Raw genomic sequence first — 14,890 nt, forward strand, 5'->3', positions numbered from 1 at the left:
CGCCCTGGCAGGAGCGTTCTGGTGCAAGCGATAGCCCTCAGCGGGCGTCGTGGCGCGCCGCGCCGTGTCGAGCTAGCGCGTGGCGCCGTGTCGAGCTAGCGCTCGACCTCGCCGCGGATGAACTTCTCGACGTTCTCGCGGGCCTGGTCGTCGAAGTACTGGACCGGCGGGGACTTCATGAAGTAGGAGGACGCCGACAGGATCGGGCCGCCGATGCCGCGGTCCTTGGCGATCTTGGCGGCGCGGAGGGCGTCGATGATGACACCCGCGGAGTTCGGGGAGTCCCAGACCTCGAGCTTGTACTCCAGGTTCAGCGGGACGTCACCGAAGGCGCGGCCCTCGAGGCGGACGTAGGCCCACTTGCGGTCGTCCAGCCAGGCCACGTAGTCGGACGGGCCGATGTGGACGTTCTTCTCGCCGAGGTCCCGGTCGGGGATCTGGGAGGTGACGGCCTGCGTCTTGGAGATCTTCTTGGACTCCAGGCGCTCGCGCTCGAGCATGTTCTTGAAGTCCATGTTGCCGCCGACGTTCAGCTGCATCGTGCGGTCGAGGATGACACCGCGGTCCTCGAACAGCTTCGCCATGACGCGGTGCGTGATGGTGGCGCCGACCTGGGACTTGATGTCGTCACCGACGATCGGCACACCGGCCTCGGTGAACTTGTCCGCCCACTCCTTGGTGCCGGCGATGAAGACCGGGAGGGCGTTGACGAAGGCGACCTTGGCGTCGATGGCGCACTGGGCGTAGAACTTCGCCGCATCCTCGGAGCCGACCGGCAGGTAGCAGACCAGGACGTCGACCTGCTTGTCCTTCAGGACCTGGACGACGTCGACCGGCTCGTCCGCGGACTCCTCGATGGTGGCGCGGTAGTACTTGCCGAGGCCGTCGAGGGTGTGGCCGCGCTGCACGGTGACACCGGTGCTGGGCACGTCGCAGATCTTGATGGTGTTGTTCTCGGAGGCGCCGATCGCGTCCGCGAGGTCGAGGCCGACCTTCTTGGCGTCGACGTCGAACGCGGCGACGAACTCGACGTCGCGCACGTGGTACTCACCGAACTGCACGTGCATCAGGCCGGGGACCTTCGACGCCGGGTCGGCGTCCTTGTAGTACTCGACTCCCTGCACCAGCGACGCGGCGCAGTTGCCCACGCCGACGATGGCTACGCGAACCGAACCCATTCCGGTTGCTCCCTGTGTGTACGAGTGAGGCCCTGAGTGGGTCTCACGTGGCGGTGTCGCCGGGCGTATCCGTGCGGGGGGTGTCCCCGCGACGGGGCAGGCCGCCCGTCGATCCATTGGTGGTGTCCTGCTGAGCGGACCCCCCGGACGCGGAACCCTTCAGGTCCCGCCCGGCCCGCTCGCTCTCGATGAGCTCGTTCAGCCAGCGCACTTCGCGCTCCACGGACTCCATCCCGTGGCGCTGGAGCTCAAGTGTGTAGTCGTCGAGGCGCTCCCGTGTGCGCGCCAGGGAGGCGTGCATCTTCTCCAGGCGCTCCTCCAGGCGGCTGCGCCGGCCCTCCAGTACGCGCATGCGAACATCCCGCGACGTCTGTCCGAAGAAGGCGAAGCGCGCGGCGAAATGTTCGTCCTCGTACGCGTCGGGGCCGGTCTGCGAGAGCAGCTGCTCGAAGTGCTCCTTACCTTCTGCCGTCAATCGGTACACGATCTTCGCCCGGCGGCCGGCAAGAGGAGCGGCGTCCTCATGGGTGCTGCCCGGTTCCTCGATCAACCAGCCGTAGGCGACCAGCGTCTTGAGGCAGGGATACAAGGTCCCGTAGCTGAACGCCCGGAACACACCCAAGGACGTGTTGAGTCGTTTGCGCAGCTCATAGCCGTGCATCGGGGACTCGCGCAGCAGGCCGAGCACGGCGAACTCGAGGATGCCGGAACGTCGGCTCATCGTCGCCTCCCCTCGGTCCCGCTGATCGCTCACGCGGGTCTCGCAGTACCTCTCAGCGTCTTTATCTCGCGCTGATGTATCGACTCGATACATCAAGACGATAGAACGGCCTTGCGCAGGCGACAAGAGGGACGGTGGTGAACGGGGTCACATCCCCGATTCATGTGGTGCAGGTTGCCTGTTTTGGGGTGAACTTCTGGGCTCGGCAGGTTTTGGCGGTGCGTAGTCTGTGCGGCATGCAATCCACCGGGAACCAAGTGACGCCCGGGGAGCGTCGTCGTCCCCGGTGCAGTACGGGTGAATGCAGAACCGACCACATCCGTACTTCGGGGGGACCGGAAACCAGCCGCCGTTCCAGGCGCGCACGGGTGCGCCTGCCCGAGGAGTAATCGTTCGATGAGCGAGCACCGTCGCAAACCGCCGCAGCCGCAGGGAGGCGGACGTGCCGCGGCCCGACGCGGCCAGTCCGGCTCGTCCTCCGGTCGCCGTGCGGCACCGCGAGGCGCCACCGGATCTCCAGCCGACTCCTATGGGTCCAGTTCCTATGGGTCGGGTTCCAGCGGTCCGGAAGGTGAAGAGCGTCCCTACGGCGGCCGAGCCGAGGCCCGCCGGGCGGCGCAGAGAGACAGCCGCCGCAGAGGCGCCGACGCGGGCCCGGGCGGCCGGCGCGGTGCTCCTGGCGGCCCGACCGGTCCCGGGCGCGGCAGAGGCCGTGCGTCGACCGCTCCCGGCAAGAAACGGCTGATCGACTATCCCCGAGCCGGGAAGTACGGCTGGCGCCGCTGGATGCCCTCCTGGAAGCTCGTCTCCGGGCTGTTCATCGGCTTCGTCGGCAGCCTGGTGGTGCTGGTCGGCGTCAGCTACGCGATGGTCTCGATCCCCAACGAGAACGACGCGGCCAAGTCCCAGAACAACGTCTACTACTGGGCCGACGGCAAGCAGATGGTGGCCACCGGCACGGGCATCAACCGGCAGAACATCGACATCTCCCAGATCCCCGACGCCATGCAATGGGCCGTGATCTCGGCCGAGAACAAGAGCTTCTACCAGGACTCGGGCGTCGACCCCATGGGCATCCTGCGCGCCGTGGCCAACATGGCGCGGGGCGGTCAGACCCAGGGTGGTTCGACGATCACCCAGCAGTACGTGAAGAACACGTACCTGAGCCAGCAGCAGACCCTCACCCGTAAGTTCAAGGAGATGTTCATCTCCATCAAGGTGGGGACGAAGCTCAACAAGAAGCAGATCCTGCAGGGCTACCTGAACACCTCCTACTTCGGCCGGGGCGCGTACGGCATCCAGGCCGCCGCGCAGACGTACTACGGCAAGAACGCCGTGGACCTCACACCGAGCCAGTGCGCCGTGCTCGCGGCGTTGCTCAAGGGCCCGACGTACTTCGACCCGGCGGGCAACGCGGATCTCGACCCTTCGGCGACCCCCGAGGCCAACAAGCAGCGCTCGACGGAACGCTGGGGGTGGATCCTCGAGCAGATGCACAACGATCACCATCTGAGCGACTCCCAGTACCAGGAAGCCAAAGCGCATTACCCCATGCCCGACGGCCGCAAGGCGACCAGGGGCATGACCGGCCAGATCAGCTACTTGGTGGACACGGCCAAGAAGTACGTCCTCGCGCACTCCGACATCACGGAGGCGCAGTTCGACCAGGGCGGCTACCAGATCAAGACGACCTTCCAGAAGGACAAGGTCAACAATCTGGCCGCGGCCGTGAAGAAGGTCCAGAAGGACCGCCTGGATCCAAAGCGCCGTGACCTGGACAAGTACGTCCAGTTCGGCGCGGCGTCGGTGGTGCCCAAGGACGGGGCGATCGTGGCCCTCTACGGCGGCGACGGATACGAGAACGGTCACTTCACGAACAACGCCGACACCTCCGGTGTCCCGGTCGGTTCGACATGGAAGCCGTTCGTGCTCGCCGCGGCCATGGAGTACGGGACCTACAGGTCCGACGGGCAGGGCATCTCCCCGCTGAGCAAGTACAACGGCAACGACCATCTCAAGGTGCTCAACCAGGACGGCAGCCCGGTTCTGAAGAAGGACGGCTCGGTCTTCTACCAGCGCAACGAGAGCGACCACAAGTGGGGCTACATCACGCTGCGCAAGGCGATGGAGCAGTCCATCAACACGCCGTTCGTCCAGCTCGGCATGGATGTGGGGATGTCGAAGGTCCGGGACGTCGCCCAGGCGTCGGGCATCCTCAAGGACAGCTTCTCCACGCTCAATCCGTCTTTCGCCATCGGTACCTCGACCCCGAGCGCGATCCGTATGGCCGACGCGTACGCCACCTTCGCCGGGGCCGGTCAGCACGCGGACCCGTACTCGGTGACCGAGGTGAAGAAGAACGGCGAGCAGGTGCCCGGCTTCGACAAGCCGAAGGTCACCACGGCGTTGCCGGACAACGTGGCGAACAACGTCACGGACGTCCTGCAGAACGTGATCCAGAACGGTACGGGTCAGAACGCCAAGGCCCTGGGCCGTACGGCGGCCGGCAAGACCGGTACCACCGACAGCAACAAGTCGGCCTGGTTCGTCGGCTACACCCAGCAGCTGTCCACCTCGGTGGCGATGTTCCGCGAGAACCCGAAGGACCACGAGCTGCTGTCCATGAACGGCACGGCCGGTGTCCCCTCCATCCACGGTGGTGACATTCCGACATCGGTGTGGACCGAATACATGGAGGCCGCGCTGAAGGGCAAGAACGACCCCGGCTTCCCGGAAGCCACCGAGATCGGCAAGGCCCAGGACGAGGCCGGTGCCCCGTCTCCGACCCCGACCGTCAGCATCACGCCGAGCCAGACGCCGAGTGACTCGCCGAGCCCGTCGGCCAGCGAGCCGTCCACGTCGCCCTCGCCGTCGCCGAGCCAGACGTGCAACGGCTGGAACTGGAAGTGCGGCACCACCGGAGGCACCGACACGGGCGGCACCACCGGAGGCACCTCGCCGTCGCCCTCCGTCACGGATACGTCCGGGACCGGAGGCAACACCCGCGGTAACGGCAACGGAGGCATCTTCGCCGGTCCCACCGGTTAGCCATCGAGCCTGACCGGTTGGCGGCCATATGGCCCGCCAAGGGTGTTTCACGTGAAACATGGGCCGCCGCACCCACCAGGTGCGGCGGCCCTCGGCGTTTTCCCAGACAGGTACGGCAGGATGTGCCCCATGCCCAGTGCAGAGATGACGCCCGCGAGCATGCACGAGCCCGAGCCCGTGCGGCCCGCCACCGCAGAGCCGGTGAGGCCGACCAGTGAGGACGAGATCGCCCGGGCCGGCAGCGAGCTGATCGGCGGGCCCCTGGGGCGCCGTGCCCTGCTCGGGACCTCCTGGTGGACCCCCGTTCGGGTTGTCGCGCTCGTGGCGATCGGCATGTTCGCCCTCGGCCTGGTCCAGAAGGCGCCCTGCTACCACACCGCCTGGTTCTTCGGCGCGAGCAGCCAGTACACGAAGGCCTGCTACTCGGACATCCCGCACCTCTACCAGGGCCGCGGGTTCGCCGACCACCTCGTGCCGTACTTCGACAGACTCCCGGACGACATGTCCGGGGGCATGGGCTACCTCGAATACCCGGTGCTGACCGGTGTGTTCATGGAGGTGGCGTCCTGGCTGACCCCGCACAGCGGCAGCATCCAGCACCAGGAGCAGTGGTACTGGTTCGTCAACGCCGGGATGTTGTTGGTGTGCGCGGCCGTCATCGCCGTCTGTGTGGCCCGCACCCACCGCCGGCGCCCCTGGGACGGCCTGCTGGTTGCCCTGTCGCCCGCCTTCCTGCTCACCGCGACCATCAACTGGGATCTGCTGGCGGTGGCTCTCACGGCCGCCGCGATGCTGATGTGGTCCCGGAGCCGTCCCGTCGCCTTCGGTGTCCTCCTGGGCCTCGCCACGGCGGCCAAGCTCTACCCCGTGTTCCTGCTGGGCCCGCTGCTCGTGTTGTGCTGGCGGGCCGGCAAGTGGCGTGAGTTCGCCCAGGCCGTGGGCAGCGCGGTGATCGCCTGGTTCGTGGTGAACCTGCCGGTGATGCTCTTCGCCTTCCAGGGCTGGTCGAAGTTCTACACGTTCAGCCAGGAACGGGGCGTCGACTTCGGTTCGTTCTGGCTGATCTGGGCACAGAACTCCAGCAACCCGCCGGGCACGGGTTTTGTGAACGCCGTCGCGATGGTGCTGGTGGTGCTGTCCTTCCTGGGTATCGCCGCTCTGGCGTTCACCGCGCCGCGCCGGCCGCGCTTCGCCCAGCTGGCCTTCCTGCTGGTGGCGGCCTTCATCCTCACCAACAAGGTCTACTCACCGCAGTACGTCCTGTGGCTCGTGCCGCTGGCGGTCCTCGCCCGGCCCAAGTGGCGCGACTTCCTGATCTGGCAGGCCTGCGAGGTGGCGTACTTCATGGGCATCTGGATGTACCTCGCGTACACGACCAGCGGGGACGCCCACAAGGGTCTGCCGACGCTCGGCTATCACTGGACGATCGTGCTGCACCTGGTGGGCACGCTGTACCTGTGCGCCGTCGTCGTACGGGACATCCTCATGCCGGAGCGGGACGTGGTGCGCCGGTCGGGCGACGACGATCCCTCGGGCGGGGTGCTCGACGGCGCGCAGGACGTCTTCGTGCTCGGCGCGGCAGCTCATCCGCCGCGGCACGCCGCGCACTTCGAGGGGCCTCAGGTGGACTGGGGGAGGCCGGAGCCACCTTCTCCCGGAGGCAGTTCGCTCTGAGCGAACACACCGTCGGAAGGCCATGAACAAGCATGAGGAAGGCCGTACACGCGGGGAGCGTGTACGGCCTTCTCGCTGTCCTGAGCCGGGCTCAGCGGTCCACGATCCGGTCGAACTGCGTGGTGGTGTGCCGCAGATGGGCCACCAGCTCGTCGCCGACGTGCGGCTCCGGGGCATCCGCGGGGACGAACAGGATCGACACCTGCATGTGCGGCGGCTCGGCGAACCAGCGCTGCTTGCCGCCCCAGACGAACGGAGAAAGGTTCCGGTTGACCGTGGCGAGGCCGGCCCGTGCGACGCCCTTGGCGCGCGGCATGACGCCGTGGAGGGCCTTCGGGGCCTCCAGGCCCACCCCGTGCGACGTACCGCCCGCCACGACCACCAGGAAGCCGTCGGAGGCCGCCTTCTGCTGCCGGTAGCCGAACCGGTCGCCCTTGGACACGCGTGTGACGTCCAGGACGGCACCGCGGTACTCGGTGGCCTCGTGGTCCCCCAGCCACAGCCGCGTGCCGATGCGGGCACGGAACCGGGTCTGCGGGAACTGCTGCTGGAGCCGGATCAGGTCATCGGCCTTGAGGTGGCTGACGAACATGGTGTGCAGCGGAAGGCGGGCCGCGCGCAGCCGGTCCATCCAGCCGATGACCTCCTCGACGGCGTCCGAGCCGTCGGTGCGGTCCAGCGGCAGATGGATGGCGAACCCCTCCAGCCGGACGTTCTCTATGGCCTGGTGCAGCTGGGGCAGGTCCTGCTCGCTGATGCCGTGCCGCTTCATCGAGGACATCACCTCGATGACGACACGGGCGCCGACGAGGCCGTACACCCCGTCGATGGACGACACCGAGCGCACCACCCGGTCGGGCAGCGGCACGGGCTCCTCGCCGCGCCGGTACGGCGTCAGCACCAGCAGGTCACCGCCGAAGAAGTCCTTGATGCGCGCGGCCTCGTACGTCGTGCCGACCGCGAGCAGGTCCGCGCCCAGCCGCGTGGCCTCCTCCGCCAGCCGTTCGTGCCCGAAGCCGTAGCCGTTGCCCTTGCAGACCGGGACCAGGCCCGGGAACTGCTCCTGCACGTGCTTGTGGTGCGCACGCCAGCGCGCGGTGTCGACGTAGAGCGTGAGCGCCATGGCCGGACCCGGAACCTTTCTCGTCGCTGTGTGTGTCAGAGGTGGGAAAGCTGTGACCCCTATGGAATCAAACGCCCGTGGTTCAACGGCGCGACATGTAGATGTCGAGCGCCTTGTGGAGCAGCTTGTTCAGCGGGAAGTCCCACTCACCCAGGTACTCGGCGGCCTGACCGCCGGTGCCGACCTTGAACTGGATCAGACCGAACAGGTGGTCCGTCTCGTCCAGGGAGTCGGAGATGCCGCGCAGGTCGTAGACGGTGGCGCCGAGCGCGTAGGCGTCGCGCAGCATCCGCCACTGCATCGCGTTCGAGGGCCGGACCTCACGGCCGATGTTGTCGGAGGCGCCGTAGGAGTACCAGACGTGTCCGCCGACGATCAGCATCGTCGCCGCGGACAGGTTCACGCCGTTGTGCCGCGCGAAGTACAGCCGCATCCGGTTCGGGTCCTCGGTGTTGAGGGCCGTCCACATGCGCTGGAAGTACGACAGCGGGCGGGGCCGGAAGTGGTCGCGCACAGCGGTGATCTCGTACAGCCGCTGCCACTCGGCCAGATCCTGGTAGCCGCCCTGGACGACCTCGACGCCGGCCTTCTCGGCCTTCTTGATGTTGCGTCGCCACAGCTGGTTGAAGTTCTTGTGGACCTCTTCCAGGGAGCGGTTCGCCAGCGGCACCTGGTAGACGTAGCGGGGCTGTACGTCGCCGAAGCCGGCGCCGCCGTCCTCGCCCTGCTGCCAGCCCATGCGGCGCAGCTTGTCGGCCACCTCGAAGGCGCGCGGCTCGATGAAGTCGGCCTCCAGGTCGCGCAGGCGCTTGACGTCCTGGTCCTGGATGCCCTTCTTGATGGTCTCGGCGTTCCAGCGCCGGATGATCACCGGCGGGCCCATCTTCACGGAGAAGGCGCCCTGCTGCTTCAGGTGCGCCAGCATCGGCTGGATCCAGTCGTCCAGATTCGGCGCGTACCAGTTGATGACCGGGCCCTCGGGAAGGTAGGCGAGGTAGCGCTTGATCTTGGGCAGCTGGCGGTAGAGGACCAGGCCCGCACCGACCAGCTCGCCGGTGCGGTCGTCGAACCAGCCGAGGTTCTCCGAGCGCCACTCAGCCTTCACGTCGGCCCAGGCCGGGACCTGCATGTGGCTCGCCGACGGCAGGCTCTGGATGTAGGCCAGATGTTGCTCGCGGCTGATGGTCCTCAGGGTCAGGCTCATGTCGGGGCGCTCCTCGGGCTGGTGTGTCCCCATGGGTACAGGGGCTCCGGCTCTCGCGCCGAAGCCTACTGCGCCGTGCGAGCGCCCCGACTGGGCGTACGGCTTAGAAGAGGCCGCCGAACAATCCGCCGTTGGCCATGCTGATGAGGAAACCGACTCCCGAGGCGCCCATACCCACGACGAGGCCGAAGCGCTCCCGTGTGGTCACCGAGATCCACTGTCCGTAGACACCGACGAGCAGCCCCACCAGCCCCGTCCACGAGGACAGCAGGTGCAGGCCGGGGAAGAAGGACGTGATGAAGGCCAGCACGCCAAGGACGAGCGTGCCCGCCGTCAGCGCGTCCTGGAGCGGACGGCGCTTGCCGTCCGTGGCGAAGAGGGAACCGGCGACGTTGGGATGCAATGCCTGTGCCATGGGCACCTCCTGCGGAAGACGGCGCACAGTAGCGCCGTACACACCCGACGTATACAGGGTGACGGTCTTCACGGGCGGATTTCAACCGGAAGCGGGTGTGCGGGTAGTCTGTACCGTCTGCACTGGTGTCTGCCCACGCCTGCCCAGGTAACACTGCGGGATCCCTCAGAGGCCCCCGATTGTCAGTGGTGGCCGATACCGTTGCGTACGCATCACAACCCTCCTGCCACGGAACGACCGTGGCCGCTGAGTCCAAAGGAGGTGGGTTCCACATGCGTCACTACGAGCTGATGGTCATCCTCGACCCCGATCTCGAGGAGCGTGCTGTCTCCCCGCTGATCGAGAACTTCCTGTCCGTCGTCCGTGACGGCGGCGGCAAGGTTGAGAAGGTCGACACCTGGGGCCGTCGTCGTCTCGCCTACGAGATCAAGAAGAAGCCCGAGGGCATCTACTCGGTCATCGACCTGCAGGCCGAGCCTGCGGTCGTCAAGGAGCTCGACCGCCAGATGAACCTGAACGAGTCGGTCCTCCGGACCAAGGTCCTCCGCCCCGAGATGCACTGAGCCTTCGCGCTCAGCTGATCTCGGGATTCGAGTAGCAGCACCAAGCAGCCAGCAGCAAACCCGCCGAGAGGTTCCCCCATGGCAGGCGAGACCGTCATCACGGTCATCGGCAATCTTGTCGACGACCCCGAGCTGCGCTTCACCCCGTCCGGTGCGGCGGTCGCGAAGTTCCGCGTCGCGTCCACTCCCCGCACCTTCGACCGCCAGACGAACGAGTGGAAGGACGGCGAGAGCCTGTTCCTGACCTGCTCGGTCTGGCGTCAGGCGGCGGAGAACGTCGCCGAGTCGCTCCAGCGAGGCATGCGCGTCATCGTGCAGGGCCGGCTGAAGCAGCGGTCCTACGAGGACCGCGAGGGCGTCAAGCGCACGGTCTACGAGCTGGACGTCGAGGAAGTCGGCCCCAGCCTGCGCAACGCCACGGCCAAGGTCACCAAGACCGCCGGTGGCGCTCGCGGTGGCCAGGGTGGTTACGGCGGCGGTGGCGGCCAGGGTGGCGGCGGCTGGGGCGGAGGCCCCGGTGGCGGCCAGCAGGGCGGCGGCGCTCCGGCCGACGACCCGTGGGCGACCGGCGCTCCCGCCGGTGGCAACCAGGGCGGCGGCCAGGCCGGCGGTGGCTGGGGCGGAGGCTCCGGCGGCGGTGGCGGCTACTCGGACGAGCCCCCCTTCTAGGCCTTGGGCCCGGTCCTGCGGGACCGGCCTGGTCGAGGGTGGGTCGTACCCCAAACTTCTTGATCACACAGGAGAAACACCATGGCGAAGCCGCCTGTGCGCAAGCCGAAGAAGAAGGTCTGCGCTTTCTGCAAGGACAAGGTCACGTACGTGGACTACAAGGACACGAACATGCTGCGGAAGTTCATTTCCGACCGCGGCAAGATCCGTGCCCGCCGCGTGACCGGCAACTGCACGCAGCACCAGCGTGACGTCGCCACGGCCGTCAAGAACAGCCGTGAGATGGCGCTGCTGCCCTACACGTCCACCGCGCGCTAAGGGAAGGGTGACCGACTCATGAAGATCATCCTCACCCACGAGGTCTCCGGCCTCGGTGCCGCTGGCGACGTCGTCGACGTCAAGGACGGTTACGCTCGCAACTACCTGATCCCGCGGAAGTTCGCTATCCGTTGGACCAAGGGTGGCGAGAAGGACGTCGAGCAGATCCGCCGCGCTCGCAAGATCCACGAGATCCAGACCATCGAGCAGGCCAACCAGGTCAAGGCCCAGCTCGAGGGTGTCAAGGTCCGTCTGGCTGTCCGCTCCGGCGACGCCGGTCGTCTCTTCGGTTCTGTCACCCCGGCCGACATCGCTTCCGCGATCAAGGCTTCCGGTGGCCCCGAGGTCGACAAGCGCCGCATCGAGCTGTCCGCCCCGATCAAGACCCTGGGCGCCCACGAGACGTCCGTGCGTCTGCACCCCGAGGTTGCCGCCAAGGTCAACATCGAGGTCGTCGCGGCCTGACGCTGCGCTCGGTTTGAGCAGGTGAGAGGGGTCGCCCCCGCGGGGGCGACCCCTCTTCGCGTGCGGTGCCGGAATTCTCTGCGCGCCGACGCGGCATGTTTCACGTGAAACCGGGACGGTGTGTCCCTGGCGATCCGGTCAGCGGATGGCGCCGGTGACGATCCAGCGACCCGAGCGCATGCGCAGCCACAGGGTCAGCATGCGCATGGTCATCATCAGCGTCATCGCGGCCCACAGCGCGGTGAGCCCTCCGCCGAGGGCGGGGATGAGCAGGGCGACCGGAGCGAACACCGCGAGCGTGATGACCATGGCCCCGGCCAGGTACGGCCCGTCGCCGGCGCCCATCAGGATTCCGTCCAGCACGAAGACGATCCCGCAGATGGGTTGCGAGAGCGCCACCATCAGCAGTGCGGGCACCGCCGCGTCCTTGACCACGGAGTCACTGGAGAACAACGGCAGGAACAGCGGACGGGCGGCCACCACGAGCAGACCGAGGACCACACCGGTCGCGATGCCCCACTGGACCATGCGACGGCAGGCCTCACGCGCTCCTCGCGCGTCGTTCGCACCGAGATAGCGCCCGATGATGGCCTGTCCCGCGATCGCTATCGCGTCGAGAGCGAAGGCAAGCAGGTTCCACAGGGACAGGATGATCTGGTGGGCGGCGATATCCGCGTCGCCCATATGCGCCGCGACCGCCGTCGCGATCATCAGGATCGACCGCAGTGACAGCGTGCGGACCAGGAGCGGAACGCCTGCCTGGGCCGAGGCACGGATTCCGGCGGCGTCCGGGCGCAGGGAGGCCCTGTGCCGACGGGCTCCGCGTACGACCACGGTCAGATAGACGGCCGCCATGCCGCACTGGGCTATGACCGTGCCCCAGGCCGATCCGGCGATGCCGAGCCCGGCGCCGTAGACGAGTCCCGCATTCAGCGCGCCGTTGACGACGAAGCCCGCGACGGCGACATAGAGCGGGGTTCTGGTGTTCTGCAGTCCGCGCAGCACGCCCGTCGCGGCGAGGACGACCAGCATGGCCGGGATGCCCAGCGAGGAGATGCGCAGATACGTCGTGGCGTAGGGGGCCGCGGTCGTGGAGGCGCCGAAGAGGTGCACGACGCCGGGGGCCAGCGGAAGGACGACGGCGATCACGGCGATGCCGAGCAGCAGTGCCAGCCAGATACCGTCCATGCCCTGGCGGATCGCGGACTGCAGATCGCCGGCGCCGACGCGCCGGGCCACGGCGGCGGTGGTGGCGTAGGCGAGAAAGACGAAGACGCTCACCGCAGTGGTGAGCAGGGCCGAGGCGACACCGAGGCCGGCGAGTTGGGCGGTCCCGAGATGGCCGACGATGGCACTGTCCGCCATGACGAAGAGAGGCTCGGCGACGAGTGCGCCGAAGGCCGGGACGGCCAGCGCGACGATCTCTCTGTCGTGACGCTGTCGGGTGGCCTCGGGTATCGCGGGAGCCTGTGTCATGTGCACTAATCTAATCGTCCACAGGTAAGTGATGCAATGCATGAGTGGTCCTTACTCCCGCTCTCTCGATGTGTCCTTTCGCGCACCGTTCGAAGCGATCTCGGCCCGACTGGAGAAGTTTTTCTTCTGCACAGCCGGTGGATGGCAATGATGCAGGTCAGAGCGATCTTGTGCGCGGATGGGAGGGCTTGTTCACAGGGCTGTCCACCGGGTCGTGCACAGGTTTCGGCGAGTTCTCCACAGCATCCGGGCCGTCGTCCACATGGCCTGTGGATAACCAGATTGGCTGACGGTGCCGACGGGCCTACCGTTGTCCGGCGCCCGCTCCTTCCCTCGGCCTGGAAAGCGTCCTTTCCTCGGCCCGGGAATCGTCGCAAATCCGACGCGTCGGAACCGGAGTTGGGCCTCTCATTTGTCAGTGTCGTGCCGTACAAAAGAGGACACGGCGAGGTCCGCCGTGCGGACGGGAGGAGGTGGCTCGGTGAGCATTTCCGAGCCCTTGGACGATCCGTGGGCCGATGCCGGACCCAGTGATCGTCTGCCGGCCTCCCGCAGACGCGGTGACGACGGCCGGGGTCGTGACGAACGACACGACCGGGGCCAGGAGAACGCCTCCTGGGACGGCGGAGGTTCCTCCTTCGAGCGGGTGCCACCGCAGGACCTGGACGCCGAACAGTCGGTGCTGGGCGGCATGCTGCTGTCCAAGGACGCCATCGCCGACGTCGTCGAGATCCTCAAGGGCCACGACTTCTACAAGCCCGCGCACGAGACGATCTACCAGGCGATCCTGGACGTCTACGCGAAGGGCGAGCCGGCCGACCCGATCACCATCGCCGCCGAACTCACCAAGCGCGGCGAGATCAACAAGGTCGGCGGGGCCGCGTATCTGCACAGCCTCGTCCAGACCGTGCCGACGGCGGCCAACGCCGAGTACTACGCGGAGATCGTCCATGAGCGGGCGGTGCTGCGCCGCCTGGTCGAAGCGGGCACGCGCATCACGCAGATGGGATACGCGGCCGACGGCGATGTGGACGAGATCGTCAACAGCGCCCAGGCCGAGATCTATGCCGTCACCGAGCAGCGCACCAGTGAGGACTATCTGCCGCTCGGCGACATCATGGAAGGCGCTCTCGACGAGATCGAGGCGATCGGCTCACGCAGCGGTGAGATGACCGGTGTGCCGACCGGCTTCACCGACTTCGACTCGCTGACCAACGGTCTGCACCCCGGCCAGATGATCGTCATCGCCGCCCGACCCGCCATGGGTAAGTCCACGCTCGCGCTGGACTTCGCGAGGGCCGCCTCGATCAAGCACAACCTGCCGAGCGTCATCTTCTCCCTCGAGATGGGCCGCAACGAGATCGCGATGCGTCTGCTGTCCGCCGAGGCCCGGGTCGCCCTGCACCACATGCGGTCCGGCACGATGACCGACGAGGACTGGACCAGGCTCGCCCGTCGTATGCCGGACGTCTCGGCCGCGCCGCTCTACATCGACGACTCCCCCAACCTGTCGATGATGGAGATCCGTGCCAAGTGCCGGCGCCTGAAGCAGCGCAACGACCTGAAGCTGGTCGTCATCGACTACCTCCAGCTGATGCAGTCCGGCGGCTCCAAGCGTGCCGAGAGCCGTCAGCAGGAGGTCTCGGACATGTCCCGTAACCTCAAGCTGCTCGCCAAGGAGCTGGAGGTCCCGGTCATCGCGCTCTCCCAGCTCAACCGTGGCCCCGAGCAGCGCACGGACAAGAAGCCGATGGTCTCCGACCTGCGTGAGTCGGGCTCCATCGAGCAGGACGCCGACATGGTCATCCTCCTGCACCGCGAGGACGCCTACGAGAAGGAGTCCCCGCGCGCGGGCGAGGCCGACCTGATCGTGGCCAAGCACCGTAACGGCCCCACGGCCACCATCACGGTTGCCTTCCAGGGGCACTACTCCCGCTTCGTGGACATGGCCCAGACCTGATCCGGAAGCCGGCCCGGGGGGACGGCTTCCGCTCGGGCAAATGAACTCGACGTCCGCCGCCCGAGCAGATGAACTT

Annotated in this window: 13 protein-coding genes; 7 read left to right on the forward strand and 6 right to left on the reverse strand. The window is 67.4% G+C overall.

Going from position 1 to position 14,890, the window contains the following annotated elements; translation table 11 throughout:
* Positions 1-95 precede the first annotated feature (95 nt).
* Positions 96-1,178, reverse strand: coding sequence for an inositol-3-phosphate synthase (locus tag ACWGJ5_RS08575; RefSeq protein WP_453309001.1), 1,083 nt, complete (start codon positions 1,176-1,178; stop codon positions 96-98).
* Positions 1,179-1,221: 43 nt separating this feature from the next.
* Entirely contained in the window at positions 1,222-1,899 is a 678-nt protein-coding gene (locus ACWGJ5_RS08580) for a PadR family transcriptional regulator (protein WP_453309002.1), read from the reverse strand.
* A gap of 786 nt (positions 1,900-2,685) precedes the next feature.
* Between ACWGJ5_RS08580 and ACWGJ5_RS08585 the strand changes: the two genes are divergently transcribed.
* Both ACWGJ5_RS08585 and ACWGJ5_RS08590 read left to right on the forward strand, forming a co-directional pair.
* The gene (locus ACWGJ5_RS08585; protein ID WP_453309003.1) at positions 2,686-4,947 is read left to right on the forward strand and encodes a transglycosylase domain-containing protein; all 2,262 of its coding nucleotides are present in this window, start codon (positions 2,686-2,688) and stop codon (positions 4,945-4,947) included.
* Positions 4,948-5,076: 129 nt separating this feature from the next.
* Entirely contained in the window at positions 5,077-6,621 is a 1,545-nt protein-coding gene (locus ACWGJ5_RS08590) for a glycosyltransferase family 87 protein (RefSeq protein ID WP_453309004.1), read from the forward strand.
* A 91-nt stretch (positions 6,622-6,712) separates the two neighbouring features.
* Here ACWGJ5_RS08590 and ACWGJ5_RS08595 read toward each other — a convergent pair whose 3' ends face one another.
* The 3 genes from ACWGJ5_RS08595 to ACWGJ5_RS08605 all read right to left on the reverse strand — a co-directional run bounded on the left by ACWGJ5_RS08595 (position 6,713) and on the right by ACWGJ5_RS08605 (position 9,363).
* Complete coding sequence (locus tag ACWGJ5_RS08595) at positions 6,713-7,744, reverse strand: alanine racemase (RefSeq protein ID WP_228621671.1); 1,032 nt, start codon at positions 7,742-7,744, stop codon at positions 6,713-6,715.
* Between the two features lie 82 nt (positions 7,745-7,826).
* A complete protein-coding gene (femX, locus tag ACWGJ5_RS08600) occupies positions 7,827-8,948 on the reverse strand; it encodes a peptidoglycan bridge formation glycyltransferase FemX (RefSeq protein WP_453309005.1) in 1,122 nt (373 codons plus the stop codon).
* A 103-nt stretch (positions 8,949-9,051) separates the two neighbouring features.
* Positions 9,052-9,363 carry a hypothetical protein gene (locus tag ACWGJ5_RS08605; RefSeq protein WP_453309006.1) on the reverse strand — a complete coding sequence of 104 codons (312 nt, stop codon included), beginning with the start codon at positions 9,361-9,363 and terminating at the stop codon, positions 9,052-9,054.
* Between the two features lie 272 nt (positions 9,364-9,635).
* Here ACWGJ5_RS08605 and rpsF point away from each other — a divergent pair, with 272 nt between their 5' ends.
* The 4 genes from rpsF (at position 9,636) to rplI (ending at position 11,378) form a co-directional block, all read left to right on the forward strand.
* The gene (gene rpsF / locus ACWGJ5_RS08610; RefSeq protein WP_453309007.1) at positions 9,636-9,926 is read left to right on the forward strand and encodes a 30S ribosomal protein S6; all 291 of its coding nucleotides are present in this window, start codon (positions 9,636-9,638) and stop codon (positions 9,924-9,926) included.
* A 78-nt stretch (positions 9,927-10,004) separates the two neighbouring features.
* Positions 10,005-10,595 carry a single-stranded DNA-binding protein gene (locus tag ACWGJ5_RS08615; protein ID WP_351601012.1) on the forward strand — a complete coding sequence of 197 codons (591 nt, stop codon included), beginning with the start codon at positions 10,005-10,007 and terminating at the stop codon, positions 10,593-10,595.
* An 81-nt stretch (positions 10,596-10,676) separates the two neighbouring features.
* Positions 10,677-10,913: a 30S ribosomal protein S18 gene (gene rpsR / locus ACWGJ5_RS08620; protein ID WP_003949403.1), complete on the forward strand. Its 237-nt coding sequence runs from the start codon at positions 10,677-10,679 to the stop codon at positions 10,911-10,913.
* A gap of 18 nt (positions 10,914-10,931) precedes the next feature.
* Positions 10,932-11,378 (forward strand): 50S ribosomal protein L9, encoded by a 447-nt coding sequence (rplI, locus tag ACWGJ5_RS08625; RefSeq protein WP_189984877.1) that lies wholly within the window; start codon positions 10,932-10,934, stop codon positions 11,376-11,378.
* 138 nt (positions 11,379-11,516) lie between these two features.
* Here rplI and ACWGJ5_RS08630 read toward each other — a convergent pair whose 3' ends face one another.
* On the reverse strand, positions 11,517-12,854 hold the full coding sequence (locus ACWGJ5_RS08630) for an MATE family efflux transporter (RefSeq protein WP_453309008.1): 1,338 nt from the start codon (positions 12,852-12,854) through the stop codon (positions 11,517-11,519).
* A gap of 481 nt (positions 12,855-13,335) precedes the next feature.
* On the opposite strand from ACWGJ5_RS08630, the gene dnaB reads away from it, so the two are divergent.
* Positions 13,336-14,814: a replicative DNA helicase gene (dnaB, locus tag ACWGJ5_RS08635; RefSeq protein WP_453309009.1), complete on the forward strand. Its 1,479-nt coding sequence runs from the start codon at positions 13,336-13,338 to the stop codon at positions 14,812-14,814.
* Positions 14,815-14,890 lie beyond the last annotated feature (76 nt).

It is taken from the genome of Streptomyces sp. NPDC054783, assembly GCF_053611725.1.